At 72.5% G+C, this 18491-nt stretch carries 11 protein-coding genes, 1 other RNA gene and 8 pseudogenes; 10 read left to right on the top strand and 10 right to left on the bottom strand.

Annotated features, from left to right (window positions below; translation table 11 throughout):
* The first annotated feature begins 396 nt into the window (after positions 1–396).
* The 7 genes and pseudogenes from DEJ15_RS12365 to DEJ15_RS12335 all read left to right on the top strand — a co-directional run bounded on the left by DEJ15_RS12365 (position 397) and on the right by DEJ15_RS12335 (position 6611).
* Positions 397–1563, top strand: a complete 1167-nt coding sequence (locus DEJ15_RS12365; RefSeq protein WP_284175059.1) for a cysteine desulfurase family protein — start codon at positions 397–399, stop codon at positions 1561–1563.
* Positions 1564–1644: 81 nt separating this feature from the next.
* Positions 1645–2754 (top strand): peptide chain release factor 2, encoded by a 1110-nt coding sequence (prfB, locus tag DEJ15_RS12360; RefSeq protein ID WP_110825178.1) that lies wholly within the window; start codon positions 1645–1647, stop codon positions 2752–2754.
* 76 nt (positions 2755–2830) lie between these two features.
* Positions 2831–3586, top strand: coding sequence for a cell division ATP-binding protein FtsE (ftsE, locus tag DEJ15_RS12355; protein ID WP_110825177.1), 756 nt, complete (start codon positions 2831–2833; stop codon positions 3584–3586).
* Positions 3583–4498: pseudogene (gene ftsX / locus DEJ15_RS12350) on the top strand (permease-like cell division protein FtsX). The gene ftsE and the pseudogene ftsX overlap by 4 nt, the downstream one beginning before the upstream one ends.
* Positions 4499–4619: 121 nt before the next feature.
* Positions 4620–5097: pseudogene (gene smpB, locus DEJ15_RS12345) on the top strand (SsrA-binding protein SmpB).
* Between the two features lie 125 nt (positions 5098–5222).
* Positions 5223–5600, top strand: a transfer-messenger RNA (tmRNA) gene (gene ssrA, locus DEJ15_RS12340).
* Positions 5601–5798: 198 nt separating this feature from the next.
* Positions 5799–6611, top strand: a complete 813-nt coding sequence (locus DEJ15_RS12335; RefSeq protein ID WP_146232847.1) for a hypothetical protein — start codon at positions 5799–5801, stop codon at positions 6609–6611.
* Positions 6612–6627: 16 nt separating this feature from the next.
* Here DEJ15_RS12335 and DEJ15_RS12330 read toward each other — a convergent pair whose 3' ends face one another.
* The 10 genes and pseudogenes from DEJ15_RS12330 to aroA form a co-directional block, all read right to left on the bottom strand.
* A complete protein-coding gene (locus DEJ15_RS12330) occupies positions 6628–7761 on the bottom strand; it encodes an LLM class flavin-dependent oxidoreductase (RefSeq protein WP_502866167.1) in 1134 nt (377 codons plus the stop codon).
* A gap of 171 nt (positions 7762–7932) precedes the next feature.
* Positions 7933–8445: a PLP-dependent transferase gene (locus tag DEJ15_RS18620; protein ID WP_349814889.1), complete on the bottom strand. Its 513-nt coding sequence runs from the start codon at positions 8443–8445 to the stop codon at positions 7933–7935.
* A 232-nt stretch (positions 8446–8677) separates the two neighbouring features.
* Positions 8678–9313, bottom strand: a pseudogene (locus DEJ15_RS18615) (aminotransferase class I/II-fold pyridoxal phosphate-dependent enzyme); the annotation flags it as partial.
* Between the two features lie 139 nt (positions 9314–9452).
* The gene (locus DEJ15_RS12320) at positions 9453–9986 is read right to left on the bottom strand and encodes a M50 family metallopeptidase (RefSeq protein WP_284175058.1); all 534 of its coding nucleotides are present in this window, start codon (positions 9984–9986) and stop codon (positions 9453–9455) included.
* Positions 9949–10059: pseudogene (locus DEJ15_RS18610) on the bottom strand (hypothetical protein); the annotation flags it as partial. The pseudogene DEJ15_RS18610 and the gene DEJ15_RS12320, both read right to left, overlap by 38 nt.
* Positions 10060–10222: 163 nt before the next feature.
* A complete protein-coding gene (locus DEJ15_RS18605; protein ID WP_349814888.1) occupies positions 10223–10360 on the bottom strand; it encodes a LuxR C-terminal-related transcriptional regulator in 138 nt (45 codons plus the stop codon).
* 2191 nt (positions 10361–12551) lie between these two features.
* Positions 12552–12944, bottom strand: a pseudogene (locus DEJ15_RS18600) (ATP-binding protein); the annotation flags it as partial.
* Between the two features lie 475 nt (positions 12945–13419).
* Positions 13420–14181 (bottom strand): annotated as a pseudogene (locus tag DEJ15_RS12305) (inositol monophosphatase family protein); the annotation flags it as partial.
* Positions 14182–14294: 113 nt separating this feature from the next.
* Positions 14295–15348: pseudogene (rsgA, locus tag DEJ15_RS12300) on the bottom strand (ribosome small subunit-dependent GTPase A).
* Between the two features lie 72 nt (positions 15349–15420).
* Positions 15421–16764, bottom strand: a pseudogene (gene aroA / locus DEJ15_RS12295) (3-phosphoshikimate 1-carboxyvinyltransferase); the annotation flags it as partial.
* A 152-nt stretch (positions 16765–16916) separates the two neighbouring features.
* Between aroA and DEJ15_RS12290 the strand changes: the two are divergent.
* Genes DEJ15_RS12290 through DEJ15_RS12280 form a run of 3 tightly spaced genes read left to right on the top strand, consistent with a single transcriptional unit; the run spans position 16917 to position 18473 of the window.
* Positions 16917–17738 carry a sigma-70 family RNA polymerase sigma factor gene (locus DEJ15_RS12290; protein WP_110825236.1) on the top strand — a complete coding sequence of 274 codons (822 nt, stop codon included), beginning with the start codon at positions 16917–16919 and terminating at the stop codon, positions 17736–17738.
* Positions 17735–17977: a zf-HC2 domain-containing protein gene (locus DEJ15_RS12285; RefSeq protein WP_110825167.1), complete on the top strand. Its 243-nt coding sequence runs from the start codon at positions 17735–17737 to the stop codon at positions 17975–17977. Before DEJ15_RS12290 ends, DEJ15_RS12285 begins: the two co-directional genes overlap by 4 nt.
* 58 nt (positions 17978–18035) lie before the next feature.
* Positions 18036–18473 carry a GNAT family N-acetyltransferase gene (locus tag DEJ15_RS12280; protein ID WP_110825166.1) on the top strand — a complete coding sequence of 146 codons (438 nt, stop codon included), beginning with the start codon at positions 18036–18038 and terminating at the stop codon, positions 18471–18473.
* Positions 18474–18491: the final 18 nt, after the last annotated feature.

The raw sequence follows: 18491 nt of genomic DNA, 5'->3' as shown, positions 1-18491 counted from the left end.
TCCACCGGGGGGTGGCCGTCCGTGTCGGCGCCGTCCACCGGGTCGTGCCCGGTGGGGACGATGCCCCGCGCGTACGGGTCGAGGAGCGGCAGCGCCGGGTCGAACCCGTGCCGCGGCCCCGTCGGCCCGTCGACGAGGAGGTGGTAGGTGTCACCCGCTCGGACGCCGGGGGTGACCGCGGTCCACAGGTCGGAGTCGCCCTGCCGGGTGAGGTCGAAGCGTCCGCGGCCGTCGACGACCACCGCCGCGGCCGTCGCCGTCGCCGACCGGAGCGCGAAGCGCGGGTCGCCGTCGTCGAGCCGGAAGCCCGGGATGGTGTCGATCGCCGTCTGGTACACGACCCCAGGGTACGAGGACACCCGGGTATCCTGAAAACGCTCCAGAAAGGGGTACCCCGTGCCCGTCTACCTCGACCACGCCGCCACGACGCCGATCCTGCCCGAGGCGCTCGCCGCGTTCACCGATGCGTTGCGCACCGTGGGGAACCCGTCGTCCATCCACAGCGCCGGCCAGCACGCCCGCATGCTGCTCGAGGACGGACGAGCGAGGGTCGCCGCGTCGCTCGGCGCCGACCCGGTGGAGGTCGTCTTCACCTCCGGCGGCACCGAGAGCATCAACCTCGCCGTGAAGGGCCTGTTCTGGGCGCGCCAGCGGGACCGACGGCGACCCCGCATCGTGGTCCCGGCCGGCGAGCACCACGCCACGGTGGACACCGTCGACTGGCTGGAGCGCCACGAGGGCGCCGTCGTCGACGTCGTCCCGCTGGACGCGCAGGGTCGGGTCGACCTGGCCGCACTGGAGGCCCGACTCGCCGCCGCGGACGACGTCGCCCTGGTGACGTTCCTGTGGGCGAACAACGAGGTCGGCACCATCCAGCCGGTCGAGCGCATCGTCGCGCTCGCGCACGACGCCGGCGTGCCGGTGCACAGCGACGCGGTCGCCGCCTACGGCCAGGTCCCGGTGGACTTCGCCGCGTCCGGGCTCGACGCGCTGAGCGTGTCGGCCCACAAGATCGGCGGACCGGTCGGCGTCGGGGCCCTCGTGCTCGGGCGTCGCGCCGTCGTCGAGCCGCTCATCCACGGCGGGGGCCAGCAGCGGCAGGTGCGGAGCGGGACGCAGGACGCGCCGGCGGCCGCCGCCTTCGGGGTGGCCGCCGCCACGCCGCACGCCGACGTCCGGCACCTCCGTGACCGGCTCGTCGCCGGGGTCCGCAGCGCGGTCCCCACCGCGGTGCTCATGGGGGGACCCGGACGACCGGCTCCCGGGCAACGCGCACTTCACCTTCCCCGGCTGCGAGGGGGGGACTCGCTGCTCTTCCTGCTCGACGCCGCCGGCGTGGCCGTCTCCACCGGGTCCGCGTGTCAGGCCGGGGTCCCGGAGGCCTCGCACGTGCTGCTCGCGATGGGGCTCAGCGAGGACGACGCGCGCGGTGCGCTCCGCATCACGCTCGGACACACCTCGACGGACGACGACGTCGACGCGTTCCTGGCGGCGCTGCCCGCCGCGGTGGCGCGCGCGGGTGCCGCCGGCATGGCGTCCCGGGAACCGTCGCTCGGACGCTGACCGGCCCACCCGGTTCCGCGGGCGACGGGACGGAGCCGGCCCGGTCCTCCCGGCCGGGAAGCGCCGGTAGGATCGGGGACCATGGTCGAACTGGACATCGCCGAACAGGTCAACGCCCTCCGCGTGACCTTCGGGAACATCCGCTCGGTGGTCGACGTGGACCGCCTCGAGCGTGAGATCGCGGAGCTCAGCGAGCAGGCCGGCGCGCCCGACCTGTGGGAGGACACCGACCACGCGCAGCAGGTGACGAGCGCGCTCGCGCACCGGCAGGCCGAGCTGAAGAAGCTCACGGCCACCGAGCAGCGCCTCGACGACCTCGAGGTCCTGGTCGAGATGGCGAACGAGGCGGAGGACCAGGAGTCCGCCGACGAGGCGCTCGCCGAACTCGCCGCGATCACCAAGACCATGGGCGAGCTCGAGGTGCAGACCCTCCTGGACGGCGAGTACGACGACCGTCCCGCCGTCATCACCATCCGTGCCGGCGCCGGCGGTGTCGACGCCGCGGACTTCGCCGAGATGCTCATGCGCATGTACCTGCGGTACGCCGAGCAGCACGACCAGAAGGTCACCGTGATGGACACCTCCTACGCGGAGGAAGCGGGCATCAAGTCCGCCACGTTCGAGGTCGACGGTCCGCACGCGTTCGGCACGCTGTCGGTCGAGGCCGGCACGCACCGCCTCGTCCGGATGTCGCCGTTCGGTGCCGCCGGCAAGCGCCAGACGTCCTTCGCCGCGGTGGAGGTCATCCCGCTCATGCCGGAGACCGCCGTCATCGACATCCCGGAGAACGACATCCGCGTCGACGTGTTCCGGTCCTCCGGCCCCGGCGGGCAGTCCGTCAACACGACCGACTCGGCCGTGCGCCTGACCCACATCCCGACCGGCACCGTCGTCTCGATGCAGAACGAGAAGTCGCAGATCCAGAACCGTGCCGCCGCCATGCGCGTGCTGCAGTCGCGCCTCCTGCTCCTGAAGAAGGAAGAGGAGAACGCGAAGAAGAAGGAACTCGCGGGCACGATCACGGCCAGCTGGGGCGACCAGATCCGCAACTACGTGCTGGCCCCGTACCAGATGGTCAAGGACCTGCGCACCGACTACGAGGTCAACAACCCCTCGGCGGTGTTCGACGGCGACCTCGACGGCTTCATCAACGCCGGGATCCGCTGGCGCAAGCGCCCGGACGAGGACTGACCTGCACGAGTCCACGGGGTCGTGAGCCGCGCGCCTGGAGCAGGATCACCGGATCGCGACCTACCCTGATCCGGTCATGATCAAATTCGACCAGGTCACCAAGGTGTACTCGGGCAACCCGAGTCCCGCTCTCGACAACGTCACCCTCGAGATCCTCAAGGGTGAGTTCGTCTTCCTCGTCGGTGCGTCCGGCTCCGGGAAGTCGAGCTTCCTCCGGCTCGTCCTCAAGGAGGAGAAGCCCTCCCGCGGGCAGATCCACGTCCTCGGACAGCGTCTCGGCGCGCTCTCGTCCCGCAAGGTCCCGTACTTCCGCCGCAACCTCGGCGTGGTGTTCCAGGACTTCCGGCTGCTCCCGAACAAGAACGTGTTCGACAACGTCGCGTTCTCGCTGCAGGTGATCGGCAAGAGCAAGGGCTTCATCAGCGAGTCCGTCACGGACGTGCTCAAGCTCGTCGGGCTCTCCGGCAAGGCGACCCGGATGCCGCACGAGCTCTCCGGCGGTGAGCAGCAGCGCGTCGCGATCGCCCGTGCCGTCGTCAACAAGCCCGCGGTCCTGCTGGCCGACGAACCGACCGGCAACCTCGACCCGACGACCTCGGCGGGCATCATGGCGCTCCTCGAACGCATCAACCAGGGAGGCACGACGATCCTGATGGCGACGCACGACGCGAGCATCGTGAACCAGATGCAGCGGCGGGTCATCGAGCTCTCCGGCGGCACGGTCCTCCGTGACGAGCAGGCCGGCGGGTACCAGACCCAGGCCCTGCCGATCCAGCGCGGCGGTGTCTCGAACACGACCGGCATCCAGACGATCCCGGGGCTCATCCGATGAGGCTCGGACTCGTCATGGCCGAGGTCGGTTCCGGTCTCCGACGGAACGCCTCGATGGTGGTGTCGGTCGTCCTCGTGACCTTCATCTCGCTGACCTTCGTCGGCACCGCGATCCTGCTCCAGATGCAGATCAACCAGATGAAGGGCTACTGGTACGACCGGGCCCAGGTGGCGGTGTACCTGTGCACCGACACCGACACGACCGGCAACTGCACCGGCGCGAAGGCGACCGCCGACCAGCGGGACCAGATCAAGCAGCAGCTCGACTCGTCCACGCTCCAGCCGTACATCGAGAAGTCCTACTTCGAGGACCAGCAGGACGCGTACACGCGGTTCAAGCAGCAGTTCAAGGACTCCCCGGCCACGGAGTTCGTCAAGCCCGAGTACCTCAACGAGACCTTCTGGGTGAACCTGAAGAACCCGTCGCAGGCGGACGTGCTCGTGGAGAGCCTGTCGAAGGTCGCGGGCGTGCAGAGCGTCGTCGACCAACGCGGGTACCTGCAGCCGATCTTCAACCTGCTCAACGCCTCGTCCTACACGGCCATCGGCATCGCGTCCCTGATGCTCGTCGCCGCGGTGCTGCTCATCGCGACGACGATCCGCTTGTCCGCGTTCTCGAGACGCCGCGAGCTCGGGATCATGCGGTTGGTGGGGGGCGTCGAACCGGTTCATCCAGACGCCGTTCGTGCTCGAGGGCGTGATCGCCGCTGCGGTGGGAGCGGTCCTGGCCGGCGGCGCGATCCTGGCGGTGGTCTGGTTCTTCGTCCGGAACTACCTGACGAAACGCTTCTCGGGCACCGCGTTCATCGGCATGGACGACGCGGCGGTCGTGGTCCCGGCGGTGATCGTCATCGGGGTCGTCCTGGCGGCGCTGTCGGCGTCGATCGCGATCCGCCGCTACCTCAAGGTCTGATCGGGCGACGCCCGCGGACCCCGGACGGGCCCGCGCACCGGGAAGGTGCGCGGGCCCGTCCGTGTTCGATATGCTGGGCGGCTCGCACGGGCGAGTGCACACCATCGAGAAGGAGCCGGGCATGGCGAAGGAGCGCGGGGAGAAGGTCGTCGCGACGAACCGTCGTGCGCGCCACGACTACCTCATCGAGGACACGTACGAGGCCGGCATGGTGCTCAGCGGGACCGAGGTGAAGTCGCTGCGGGAAGGCCGAGCGTCGCTCGTTGACGGGTACGCGTTCGTCGACGCGGGGGGAGGCGTGGCTCGACGCCGTGCACATCCCCGAGTACACCGAGGGCACGTGGAACAACCACGCACCGCGGCGGAAGCGCAAGCTGCTCCTGCACAAGCAGGAGATCGTGAAGATCTCGCACAAGACCGCGCAGGGCGGGTACACGCTCGTGCCGATGAAGATCTACTTCTCGGACGGCCGGGCCAAGGTCGAGATCGCGGTCGCGAAGGGCAAGCGCGAGTTCGACAAGCGCCAGGCGCTGCGCGAGAAGACCGACAAGCGCGAGGCCGAGCGGGCCATGCGGTCGCGCAACCGACTCGGCGAGTGACCAGCCGGGTCGACTAGCGTTGATGCTGTCCGGTCGGTAGACTGAACAGCTGCCTGACCCGGAGGTCTCCGGGGACGGGCTTGGCAACTCAACAGCGTGACAGTGGTCCGCACGACGGCCTGCATGGGGATGATCGGTTTCGACATCGCCTGTGTGCCGACGGGAAGCGGGCCGAGGACCCACGGTCATCTCGTCAACGATCCGTGGAAAACAACAAGTGCCAATTCCAAGCGCACTGACTTCGCTCTCGCTGCGTAAGCAGCCCAGCACATGAAGTCCGTCGGCCAGGTGATCGTTCCCTAACCTGAGTCCGGCGTCATCAAGGGGACTTGCTGCGCGGTTGTGCCTCAGGGCCGTGCGGGACGTGCACTGAGACTGGGCCTGTCGTCCGAGAAGCCGGTAGCAACGGACGGGGCCGAGCAGAACGAACATCCGGATACGCCCGTAGAAGACGTCGAATTGCAGCGATGGACGGGGGGTTCGATTCCCCCCCATCTCCACCACCTGCCGATCGTCGGACCACTGTCACGTGAGTCGCCACTGACCGCCCCGCACCGTCCTAGGACGGAGCGGGGCGTTCTGCGTGTCCGGGCCCGTTGCGCAGGCGCGGGCGCGCGCCCCCCGGAGCTGCCGGGTGTGAGGACTACGTTCGAGGGCACGGTTCCGCGTCCGCGGTGCCGTCCCCGAGCGAGAGGTACGCCGTGCAGGAGATCGCGATCCGAGTCCGTCTGCGAGAGCAGGACCGTCTGGGTCTGGCCGAGTACGAGCGCATCGTGGGGTCCGTTGCCTCGGTCGCGGCCGTGGTCGCGTGGCTGCCGACGCCGGAGGCCCGTCTGGTGTTGCGCGGGCGCGGCGCGGAGCCGGTGCGGCTCGAGACGATGTCGTACGGCGCGGTCTTCGAGATGCTCGTCGTGATGGACCAGCGGAGCCCCGCGGTCGAGCAGGCGGCGGCAGCGGTCGCGGCGCTCGTCGAGACCGTGCGGCACGAGCACGTCGAGGACGACATGGCGGGGACGGCCGGCGCGCTCGACCGTCTCGACCGCGCGGCGCCGCGTGGCCGGAGCCAGCCGGAGCGTGCGCTGCGGACCTTCCTCGAAGGGGCACGTGCGGACGCCCTGGCCCGCCGGTCGACGACGCGGCTCCGTGCCGCCCAGGCCCTGGTGCGTCTCGCCGGGTCCGGCGCCGAGATCGTCGTCGAGCGGATCGAGGACGCGCTCGCGACCGAGGTCGAAGGGCGGGCCGTCGGGACCATCACGGACACCGGTGCCTCGGTCGTGGTCGAACCGGTCGACGGTGTCGACGGTCCCGGTGTCGACGGTTCCGGTGTCGACGGTTCCGGTGCCGACGCTCCCGATGCCGACGCGCAGAAGCCCGGCGGGAAGAAGAAGTCGGGCGGGAAGAAGTCGGACAAGAAGGTGAGCGGGAAGAAGAAGTCGGGCGGGAAGGACAGCGGGAAGAAGAAGTCGGACGGGAAGGAGAAGTCCGACAAGAAGGCCTCGAAGAAGAAGAAGTAGCCCGTTCCGCGGGGGGTCAGAAGTCGAACAGGTTCGACCGGAGCCCACCGTCGCCGTACTCCCGGCGCAGCACCCCGCGCTGCCGGAGCACCGGCACCAGGTCCCCGAGCATGCGGTACACCTGCGCCGGGTGCAGGTCGCCCGACAGGATCACGCCGTCGTTGTCCGCGTCCGACCCGAGTTCCTCGATGAAGTCCGCGAACTCCTCCGCCGTCCCGACGAACCCGGACCGGTCGGCGACGCGGCCGAGCCGGGCCTTCCGGGTGAGCAGTTCCCGGAGCGGTGCGTCCGGGGTGTCCCCGACGAGTCCGCGGACCGTGCCGGCGGACACGTGGTCGGCGAACGTGCCCTCCGGGATCGGCGCGTCGAGGTCGAGCGCGAGCAGGTCGGTCTCCGCGTCGCTCGACCAGGCCAGGGCGGCGGCGCGGAGGTCGTCGTCCGAGGGGTGCCGCGAGGCCTCGACGACACGGTCGGCCTCGGCCGCCGAGGACACCACGACGGGCTTCAGGACGAAGAGGACCCGCACGTCGTCCGGGCCGCGACCGGCGCGGGCGGCCGCGTCGTGCACCGTCCGCCGGTACGCCGACACCGCCGCCGCGGAGAGCGGGGCGAGGGCGAGCTGCACGTCGGAGTGCGTCCCCGCGAAGCCGAGCCCGCGTCCGGACCCGCCGGGGGAGACCACGACCGGGTCCGTGGCGAGCGGGAGGGCGTTCAACGGCCCGGCGGTGCGGAAGTGCTCGCCCGCGTGGCTGAACGCGTCGAGGCGGTCGCCGTCCGCGAAGTGCCAGTCGGCCTCGGACCCGACGTACCCGTCGCCCCACGAGTGCCAGAGGCGGCGGAGCAGACCGGTCCACTCCTCGGCGCGGTCGTAGGCGACGTCGTGCGGCACCGGGTCGAGGCCGGCGTGCCGGGCGCTGCCGACGTCGGTGACCACGTTGACCCCGAGCCGGTCGGAGGACAGGTGCGCGAGGGTCGCGAGCTGCCGGGCGGCCAGGTACGGCGGCGTCACCCCGGCGTTCACGGTCGGGGCGATGCCGATGTGCCGGGTCGCCGCGAACAGCCACGGCGCGAGGAGGAGCGGGTCGTGCTTCGGGCCGCCGTACGCCTGGCGGATCCGGAGGTCGAGCGTCGCGGGGTTCCCGAGCGAGATCGCGTCCTCCGCGATGACGAGGTCGAACCCGGCGTCCTCGAGCGCCCGGACGGACTGCTGGTACAGGTCCGGCTTCGTCCAGTCGTGCCCCCCAGTGCCAGTCCGGCCGACCCCACGCCTGCGGCCCGAAGCCCCGCGAGAAGAAGTAGCCGATGTGCTGCATCCGGGCCATCAGCGCACGCCTGCCGGGGCCGGGACGCCGACCGTCGCGCCGTCCGTCGCGGGGTCGGGGCGAGCCTCCCGGCCGGGTTCGGCGAGCGCACGGACGGCCGCGAACCCGCGCTCCAGGTCGCGGATGAGGTCCGTGACGTCCTCGATCCCCACCGACAGGCGGACGAGCCCGTCGTGGATGCCCTGCGCCGCGCGCTCCTCCGGGGTCCGTCCGGCGTGCGTCGTCGACGCGGGGTGCAGCACGAGCGACCGGACGTCGCCGAGGTGGGTCATCCGGCTGAAGAGCCGGACCGCGTCGATGAGGGCGTGCGCGGCGACCTCGCCGCCGGCGAGCGTGAAGGCGAACACCGACCCGGCACCGCGCGGCAGGTAGCGACGGGCGAGGTCGTGGTACGGACTGGAGGCGAGCCCCGCGTGGTCCACGCTCGTCACCTCCGGCTGCGCCTCGAGCCAGGTCGCCACGGCGAGCGCGTTCGCGACGTGGCGTTCGACGCGCAGCGACAGGGTCTCGATGCCCTGGCGGAGGAGGAACGCGTTGAACGGCGACGGTGTGGGGCCGATGCGGGCGGCGACGACGTCCCGGGCGTAGGCGATGAACGCGCCGCGTCCGTACCGGTCGGTGTGGCTCGCACCGCCGAGGGCACGGTCCGACCGGGTCAGGTGCGGCCAGCGCTCGGGGGGTCACCGTCCAGTCGAAACGGCCGCCGTCCACGACGACACCGCCGAGCCCGGCGCCGTGGCCGGAGAGGAACTTCGACGCGGAGTGGATCACGACGTCGGCGCCGTGGTCGACCGGCTGCACGAGGTACGGGGTCGCGAGGGTGTTGTCGACGACGAGCGGGACGCCGGCTCGGTGCGCGACCTCCGCGACGCCCGCGATGTCGAGGACGTCGTTCTTCGGGTTCGGGATGGTCTCCGCGAAGAAGAGCTTCGTCTCCGGGCGGACCGCGGCGGCCCACGCGTCGAGGTCACGCGCGTCGGTGACGAAGTCGACCTCGATCCCGAGTCGTCCGAGGTTCTGCAGCAGCAGTCCGCGGGTGCCCTCGTAGATGCTCGACGCGCTGACCACGTGGTCCCCGGCGGCGAGCAGCCCGAGGAACGCGACCGTCGCCGCCGCCTGTCCGCTGCCGACGAGGACGGCCTCGGTGCCGTGTTCGAGGAGGGCGATGCGCCGCTCGACGTCCCCGTTCGTCGGGTTGCCGAGCCGCGTGTACGTGTAGCCGTCGTCGGTGCCGGCGAAGCGGTCGCGAGCCTGCGCGGCGTCGTCGAACAGGAAGCCCGAGGACATGTGGATCGCGGGGACGCGCGCCCCGTGTCCGGTGTCCGGGAGGAACCCGCCGTGCACCTGCTCCGTCGCGAACCCGGGTCGCTCGTCCGTCATCCGTCCACCTCCGTGCTGCCGCCCCGCGCTCTCGGGTCTGCTGTGGGCGGTACTCTCGCAGGCCCCGGCGCCGGGGGGAGCGAACACGACGTCGCGTTACGGCATCCCGGGTGCGGCGTCCGTCGGTCCGGGTGTCCGGCTACGCCCCGACGACCGCCCGGACGCCCACCACGACGGTGTCCCACACGGCGAGCAGCGGTCCGCGGGCGGCCCACACCGCGACGCCGTTGACGCCGAGGAACAGCACGAACCAGACGACGGCGGGCAGGCGCAACTCGGCGGCGGCGATGTGGAAGTCCGTCTGGACGCGGGCCCCGGTCAGCAGCCAGCGGAACACCTGGAGCAGCGAGCGGAGTCCGTCGACGAGGAACGCGGCGCCGAGGGCCGCGACGACGAGCAGGGTGAGGTCGGAGGGGCGGAGCGCCACCCAGAGGGCGAGGGCGTCGAACCCGACGACGACGAGCAGGCCGAACCAGTTCCGGACGAACGCCAGGGCGACGAGACCGACGACGCCGAGCACGACGACCGGGAGCCAGGGCGTGCCCACCACCGCGCCGGTGACGAGCAGTGCCCCCCGCCCAGAGCGGTGCGCTGTACCCGGCGAAGAGGTTGAGCACCCGGACGAGCCACCGCACGGCCCCCGGGACCCGGCCCAGCGACACCCACGCCTCACCCGAGCCGTCCGCGTGCAGGTCGATGCGCCGGATGCGACCGCCGAACGGCACGACGACGACGCAGTGGCCCACCTCGTGGGCGATCGTCGCGGCGAGGCGCGCGATCCGGCCGAGGAACGGCAGGAGGGGGGAGCACGGCGCCGATGAGCAGGGCGCCGGACACGGCGGAGGCGGGCAGGGCGGTCAAGGCGCCATCGTCCCAGACCGCCCGCTGGTGTTCACTGGGAGTCCGGCGTCACCCCAGCAGTGCCACCAGGTGCGAGCGTGACCGGGCGCCCACCTTCCGGTAGATCTGCGTGAGGCGCAGTTCGACCGTCCGCTGCGACATGTACAGCGACGAGGCGATCTCGCGGTTGCGGTACCCCTCGGTCACCTTCTGCACGACGGCACGCTCCTCCGCGGTGAGCAGGGGGGAGGACCGGGACGGCGTCCGGGGCGCTCCGGGGCGTGGTCGGCGACGGAGCGGTGCGGAACCGGGTCGCACTGACCGGCGCCGTACCGCTCGCCTCCGCGTGCACCCCGACGCCGTCCACGACGACGGCGTGGACCGGGGGCATCGCGACGTCGCCCTGCGGTGCGACGAGCGGACGCCGCAGCCCCGCGGCCTCGAAGGCAGCCGCAGCGGTCGTACCGAGTCGGGCGCGGTCCGGGCCGGTGCTCGTCGCAGCGAGCGCGGCCAGCGTGCGGCCACGCTCGTACTGCGGGTCCGTCGGCTCGAACAGCTCGAGCGCCCGGTACCGTGCGGCGTCACGCGTGTCCTCGTCGGCGACGAGCGCGAGGCTCCTCGCCAGCACGAGCGCGCCCCAGCGCGACGGGTGCGCACGGTGATCGGCCGCGAGCCGAGCGGTCGTCGACCGCGCGTCCTCGGTCCGGCCGAGCCGGACGTACGTCTCGACGAGGTCGCCGAGGTGACGGAGGACCGTCGGGTTCCGCAGCGTCCGACCGATCGCGTCCGCGGTCTCGAGCGCGGTGACCGCCTCGTCCGGCCGGTCCTCGGACAGCAGGACCCGCCCGCGGAACGCGTGCAGCTTCGCCGTCGCACCCCAGAGCCCGCTCGTGGACCGGTCCGCGAGGCACCGGTCGAGGACGTCGAGGGCCGCGGAGGGATGTCCTTCGAGGAAGTGCCGCCACGCGATCGCGATCGCCCGCGACGGCTCCCGGAGGCGCTCGACCACGCTCGACCCGGACTCCCACGCGTCGATGGCCCGGTGCGCGAGGCGGAAGTCGCCGGACCGCACCTCGTTCTCCGCGGAGAGGTACCGCGCGGCCTCGAGCCACACCGGCGCGGTGTGCGTGGACCGGGTGAGGACCAGGGCGAACACACGGCGGGCGCTCCGGTGCCGATCGGACAGGCTCAGCGCGTGCGCGAGCATGAGCAGCGCCGGGTCGGACAGCGCGAGCAGGCTCGGCGTCGCGAGTCCGTCGTGCAGGTCCCGGTCGGCCGGCAGGTGACCGGCGATCGCGGCCACCATGGTGCGGGCGGCCTGGAGGACCTGTGCGGTCGGTGTGGGGAGGTCGTGCTCGTACGGTTCGGCGCGCTCCAGGAGTTCACGGGCCTGGTCGAGCTCCCACGCCTCGGCCCGGAAGCTCGCGACCATGGCCACGAGGCCCGTCACGGCCAGGGCCTCGTCGTGGTCGCCGGCGTCGGCCGGGACGATGAGCTCGTCGGCCACCACTGCTTCGCCGCTGAGGTACTGCACCGAGTAGTGCAGGCGGAGGCGGCGGACGTCGTCGAAGCGGGAGGCGAACGGCTCGATCGCGGCGAGGTACCGCGCCGCGTAGCCGAGGAGACGGCGCGTGAGCAGCACCTCCGCGACGGCCAGGAGCGCCAGGTGTTCCGGCTCCGAGCGCGTCCCGACGTGGAGGGCCCGTTCGGTGAGCGTGACCGCGGCGCCGGGTTCACCGTCGGCCGCGTACTCGCGCGCTGCGTGCAGGAGCGCCACGGCGTCGGGCTCGTCCGCGGTGAAGCTCCGGTGCCAGGCAGCGGCACGCGGGTCCGAGGTGTCGGCGGACGCAGCCAGCCCGGCGTGGGCAGCACGACGGTCACGGGCGGGCATCTGCCAGTGCAGCCAGGACCGCACGAGCGGCGAACGGACGGCGATCGACTGCCCGCGGACCGTGACGAGACCGAGTGCGGCGAGGTCCTCCACGACGTCCCGGTCCCACTCCGGCCCGACCGCGCGGGTGACGGGCACCAGGGCCAGGCGGGCCAGGACCTCGAGGTCGCGGGTGCCGGTCCCGGCGACGGCCGCGGCGGCGATCCGGCCGGTGGTGTCGGTGGGTCGCAACGGCAGCACGAGCGGCTCGGAGCCGAGCAGCTGGTCCCGACTGAGCACGTCGAGCTGTTCGCGGAGCACGCCGGGGTTGCCGGCGGTCTGCTCGGCGACGACCGCCAGCACGCCGTCGTTCGCGTCCTCGGCGACCATGCTGCGGGCGAGCAGCAGCGTCTCGTCCGCGGGCAGGGCCTCCAGGCGCATCGACGGCAGTGCCGTCAGCGGCCCGTCGGACGGGAGGCTCGCCACCGTCGCCACGATCCGCAGCGACGTGCCGACCAGCCGACCGGCGAGGAACGCGATGAGCGTCTGGCTCGCCGCGTCCATCCGGTCGAGGTCGTCGATGAGGACGAGCGTCGGCGGGAGCTGCAGCACACGCAGCGTCGCGAGGAGTTCGTGCGCCACGACGATCGCCCGGGACGGGTCCGCGTCGCGGACCGTCGCGAGGATCCGTGTCACGTGCGCGGCGGCCCGGGGGTCGTCGAGTGCGCCGAAGAGGGTCGTCACGCCGCTGAGCGGCCAACGGGACTCGGTCCCGTTGACGCCGATGCGGACGACGGGGACGGGGACGCGGCCACTGGCCGCGTCGAGGACGCTCGTGCGTCCGGAGCCGGGGTCGCCGACGACGACCAGCGCGGACTCCCGGGGGGAGTACGGCGAGGGTCGTGATCCGGTCGACCTCAGTGCGTCGGCCGGTGAGTTCCATGCGGACTCACCGGCCTCCGGCGCCAGGGACGGGGGGAGCAGGACGGGTCGGCCGGGGGAGCCGACGGCGGGGGGATCCCGCGGCGGGGTGGGTGGCCCCGCGGTGGGAGGTGCCGGTGTGCATCGGGTGGGTGGCCCGGGACACTGGCAGGGTCGATGTGTGGACGGATCGCGGACGACGAGCCTGGGTGGGCTCGGTCCCGCTCGGGAACGATGAATCCATCGTCGTGGTCACCCCTCGGGTTAGGGCAGTCGGACGAGATGACGGTGGGTCCGTGGTGACCGGGACTAGGGATCCCGACGAGTACTGACCTGCCGCCACGAGAACGGTAACCCACCATCGGTCGTGCTGGAGGAACCGTCAGTCCGATGCGCCGATAGGCGTGCCCCCCAGAACGGGGGGGGGGTGACGGCGGCGCTGGGGCGAGCAGCGTCGCAGGTGCCCCGTCAGCGGTCAGGCCCGGCGGATCACCTCGACGACGGCGTCGTGCACGAGGCCGTTCGAGGCGAGCGCACTGCCGTGCCACGGACCGGGGTCGCCGTCGAGCGAGGTGAGGCGGCCGCCGGCCTCCTCCACGATCGGGACGAGGGCGGCGATGTCCCACGGCTTGAGGTCCGGTTCCCCGGCGACGTCGAGGACCCCTTCCGCGACCATCATGTACGACCACATGTCGCCGTAGGCGCGGGTGCGCCAGACCCGGCGCGACAGCGTGACGAGGGCGTCGAGTCGGTCGTCGTCGTCCCACTGCTGCAGCGAGTTGTAGCTCAGGCTCGCGTCCCCGAGGGCGGCGACGCCGGACACGTGCAGCGGTCCGTCGAACGAGTGGGCGCCGAGGCCCGCCGCCGCCCACCAGCGCTTGCCGAGGGCCGGTGCGCTGACCACCCCGAGGACGGGACGGCCGTCCACCGCGAGCGCGATGAGCGTCGCCCACACCGGCACGCCGCGCAGGTAGTTGGCGGTGCCGTCGATCGGATCGACGACCCACTGGCGGTGTCCGGCGCTCACGGCCTCCTCGCCGGTGTCCGCCGTGGTCTCCTCGCCGAGGAAGGCGTCCTCCGGGCGCTCCGCGGCGAGCCGCTCGCGGAGAGCGCGCTCGACGGCCTGGTCGGCGTCGGTGACCGCGGTGTGGTCGGCCTTCTCCGTGACGTGCAGGTCGGCGGCGCGGAACCGGTCGAGGCTGATCGCGTCGGCGGTGTCGGCGAGGGAACGGGCGAATGCCAGGTCGGCGCTGAGGTCCACGGGTCGAGCGTAGCGGCGGTCCGGCGGACCCCCACGCGGACTGGGCCGAGCGGGTCCACCCGACGTCGGGGAACGCCGCGCGGGGTAGCTCACGCCGTGCCGGGGTCCTCCGCGCCCATCCCGGTGAGGAGCGCCCGGAACGAGTCGAGCCGCTCGATCCCGGTCGGCCCGAGCTCGCCGCCCGCGACCCGGTCGACGATCTCCCAGTCGTGCGCCTGGTGCAGCGGGATGCCGTCCGGGGCGTCCTGCACCGGCACCGCGTGCGAGGCGAACGCGCGGAACACGTTCTCCGGCTGCACGTGCCCGAGGCCGAACGACCGGACGCCGGGGGGTGTCGATGACCCACCCGCCGTCCCGCACCCGGAGGGCGACGGACGACGAGGACGTGTGGCGGCCGCGCCCGGTGACCGAGTTGACGACGCCGATCGCCCGCGTGGAGCCGGTCAGCGCGTTGACCAGGGTGGACTTGCCGACGCCGGAGTGGCCGACGGTGACCGTCACCTTGCCGTCGAGGAGCTCGTGCAGTGCCTCGAACGGCACGTCGTCGGCCCGGCTCGTCACGATGCGCAGGTCGAGGCAGGCGAAGTGCGCCAGGAACGGCGCCGGGTCGGCGAGGTCGGTCTTCGTGATGCAGAGGACCGGGTCGAGGCCGGCGTCGAACGCCGCGACGAGGTACCGGTCGATGAGACGCGGCCGGGGTTCCGGGTCCGCCGAGGCCACGACGATGAGCATCTGGTCGGCGTTCGCCACGATGACACGCTCGACCTCGTCCGAGTCGTCCGCACTCCGCCGGAGCAGGGTCGTCCGCTCGGCCACCCGGACGATGCGGGCCAGGGAGCCCTCGCTGCCGGAGACGTCGCCGGTGAGCGAGACGTGGTCGCCGGTGACGACCGACTTCCGGCCGAGCTCGCGGGCCTTCGTCGCGGTGATGACGTGCTCCCCGTCCGCGTCGGTGACGAGCACGCCGAAGCGTCCGCGGTCGACGTTGGTGACCCAGCCCGACGGCGCGTCCTCGTACGTCGGTCGGGTCTTCGTCCGGGGTCGGTTGCCCTTCGGGTTCGGCCGGACGCGGACGCTCGACTCGTCGTACTGGCCGTACGGCTCGTCCTCGTCGCCGCCGTCGGTGTCGTCCCACCAGCTCATGCCGGCGCCCCCCTCTGCTGTCTCGGCCGCGCCCGCTGCTCCCGCGACGTCGGTGTCCCGGTCTGCCGGAGCGGTCCGGCCCGCCGTGGCGACCAGGTCGGCCCACAGCTCCGGGAACTGCGGCAACGTCTTCGCGGTGGAGCCGATGTCGTCGACCGCGACGCCCTCGGTCACCAGACCGACGACGGCACCTGCGGTGGCCATCCGGTGGTCCTCGTACGCAGCCCAGTCACCGCCCGAGAGCCGCGCCGGTTCGATCCGGAGGCCCTCCTCGCGCTCGGTGACCGCGCCTCCGAGCCCGTTGAGGTCCGCCGCGAGCGCCGCGAGCCGGTCCGTCTCGTGCCCGCGCAGGTGCCCGATCCCGGAGACCTCGCTCGGGCCGCTGGCCAGGGCCGCCAGCGCGACGAGTGCCGGGGCGAGCTCGCCGCCGCGGGTCAGGTCCAGCTCCAGACCCGGCAGGGAGGCGCCACCCCGGACCCCGACGCCGCCGTCGAACACCAGGTCCGCACCGTCCCGCGTCACGGTCGCGCCCCACAGCGGCAGGAGCGTCTCGAGGTCGGCACCGACCTGCGTCGTCCCGGTCGGCCAGGTCCGGATCCGGACCGTCCCACCGGCGACGAGTGCGGCGACCGCGAAGGGTGCGGCGTTCGAGAGGTCCGGTTCGATCGTCACGTCCCGTGCCGCGATGGGTCCGGGGTGCACGACCCACTCGCCGACGCCCGGCTCGTCGACGCGGACGCCGCGGGCACGGAGGACCGCGACCGTCATCGCGATGTGCGGCATGCTCGGCAGCCGGTCGCCGACGTGCCGCAGGTGCAGGCCCTCGTCGAAGCGGGGCGCGGAGAGCAGCAGGCCGGAGACGAACTGGGAGGACGCCGAGGCGTCGATCTCGAGCGTCCCACCCCGGACCGAACCGCTGCCGACGAAGGTGAAGGGCATCGCGCCGCCGCCGTCGTCGGTGACGTCCACGCCGAGGTCGACGAGCGCGCGGATGATCGCAGCCATCGGTCGCTTGCGGGCGTAGGGGTCACCGTCGATCGTGACCGGTCCCTCGGCCAGTGCCGCCAGGGGCGGCAGGAAGCGCATGACGGTGCCCGCGAGGCCGCAGTCGACACGGACACCGCCGTGCATGGCGGCGGGCGCCACGCGGAGGTCCGGTCCGTACGGGTTCGCCGGGTCACCCGCGACCGGCTCGACCTCGTCGATGCCGACGCCGAGCTGGCGGAGCGCGGTCGTCATGAGGGCGGAGTCCCGGGAGTGCAGGGGCAGCCGGATCGTGGAGGGGCCGTCGGCGAGCGCGGCGAGGACGAGCTCGCGGTTCGTCAGCGACTTCGACCCGGGCAGGGCGACGTCCCCGGCGAGCGGGCCCGGCGCGACGGGGGCGGTCCAGGGGCGGGAATGCGTCGTGGCTGCCATCGGTTCACCACACTACTGAACCCATCGGGAGGAGCACGGTGATCGCACTCGCACCGTCACGACCGGCCGCCGCGGACCAGCTGCCGACGGTCGTCACGACGTTGACCGAGCCGCAGGGCCCGGACGTCCTCGTCCGCCTAGACTGGCGGGCGATGACGACCGACGAACCGCAGCACGCACCGGACGACCTGGTCGAGGAGACCGAGGCGCAGCTCGACGCCGTCGAGGACGAGGACCTCGCCGCGTCGGACACGGTGGACGAGTCGGACGACCCGACCGCCGACGACGAGCCGGTCGACGCGAAGACGGTCTCGGAGCACGAGCTGCGCCGCCTGTTCGAGGACCAGGCGCTGCCGTTCATGGACCAGCTGTACGGCGCGGCGATGCGGATGACGCGCAACCCCGCCGACGCCTCGGACCTCGTGCAGGAGACGTTCGTCAAGGCGTTCGCCGCGTTCCGGCAGTTCCGCCAGGGCACGAACCTCAAGGCGTGGCTGTACCGGATCCTGACGAACACGTTCATCAACACGTACCGCAAGAACCAGCGGAACCCGTACCAGGGCACCATCGACGAGCTCGAGGACTGGCAGCTCGGCGGCGCGGAGAGCGTGACGCAGTCGATCTCTGCCCGGTCCGCCGAGGCCGACGCCATCGACCACCTGCCGTCCTCCGCCGTGAAGGACGCGCTGCAGGCCATCCCGGAGGACTTCCGGATGGCGGTCTACTTCGCCGATGTCGAGGGGTTCTCCTACCAGGAGATCGCCGACATCATGAAGACCCCCGTGGGGACGGTCATGAGCCGCCTCCACCGTGGTCGCCGGCTCCTGCGTGGGCTGCTGGCGGACCACGCACGCGAGACCGGTGTCGTCCCGGACGCAGCGTCGACGGCGACGATGCGCGGGCGAGGCCGTGGTGCAGGTACGCGGGCGGCCACGACGGCCGGTGCCCGCACGACCCGGAAGGACGCACGATGAGCGGGTGCGACTGCTCGAAGGCGAAGGCGGAACTCGAGGAGTTCCTCCACGACGAGCTCCGTCACGAGGACGCCGCGGACATCCGCGAGCACATGGACGGCTGCGAGGACTGCCTGACGGAACACCGCGTCGGCGTGGTGCTCATGGAGACCGTGAAGCGCGCCTGCCAGGAGACCGCTCCCGAGCAGCTCCGCGGCGAGGTCCTCGCCCGGCTCCGCGCAGTGCAGTCCACACACTGACGGCACCCGGCCGCGTCACACCGGCGGCCGCGGCGCCGCGAGCGGGTAGGGTGCGGGCATGACCGACGCCGAGCCGATCAGCACCTGGACCGAACCCGACGTCGTCGCGGTGACCGAGTTGGTGCGCCTGCTCGGCCACCAGGTCGAGCCCGCGTCGATGCGCTCGCGCCTCGACCGGCTCACCGCCGAGGCCGGGCACCGTACGTGGGTCGTGCGCGGGGACGACGGTCGGCCCGTCGCGGTCGCCGGGGCGCAGCTCACGTGGACGTACGCCGGGGATGCGCCGACCGCGCAGTTGCTCCTCCTCGTCGTGGACCCCACGGCCAGGAGGCACGGCACGGGCTCTGCGCTCCTGGGCACCTTCGAGACGTGGGCCGTCGAGCAGGGCGCGCGCCAGCTGAGCGCCGTGAGCGCCGCCGCGACGGACAGCGCGCACCGGTTCTACCAGCGCCGCGGCTACCACGAGGCGGGCGTCCGCTACACCAGGCTGGTTTGAACTGTACTGATCCCTCGC

Origin of the sequence: Curtobacterium sp. MCJR17_043 (genome assembly GCF_003224315.2) — a bacterium.
Taxonomy (GTDB): Bacteria; Actinomycetota; Actinomycetes; order Actinomycetales; family Microbacteriaceae; genus Curtobacterium.
This window is presented reverse-complemented; position numbering and strand designations above follow the sequence as displayed.

Bases quoted from the DNA above. Each gene is read 5' to 3' on its own strand.
- prfB (WP_110825178.1), top strand. From the start codon at position 1,645: ATGGTCGAACTGGACATCGCCGAACAGGTCAACGCCCTCCGCGTGACC.
- ftsE (WP_110825177.1), top strand. From the start codon at position 2,831: ATGATCAAATTCGACCAGGTCACCAAGGTGTACTCGGGCAACCCGAGT.
- DEJ15_RS12290 (WP_110825236.1), top strand. From the start codon at position 16,917: ATGACGACCGACGAACCGCAGCACGCACCGGACGACCTGGTCGAGGAG.
- DEJ15_RS12285 (WP_110825167.1), top strand. From the start codon at position 17,735: ATGAGCGGGTGCGACTGCTCGAAGGCGAAGGCGGAACTCGAGGAGTTC.
- DEJ15_RS12280 (WP_110825166.1), top strand. From the start codon at position 18,036: ATGACCGACGCCGAGCCGATCAGCACCTGGACCGAACCCGACGTCGTC.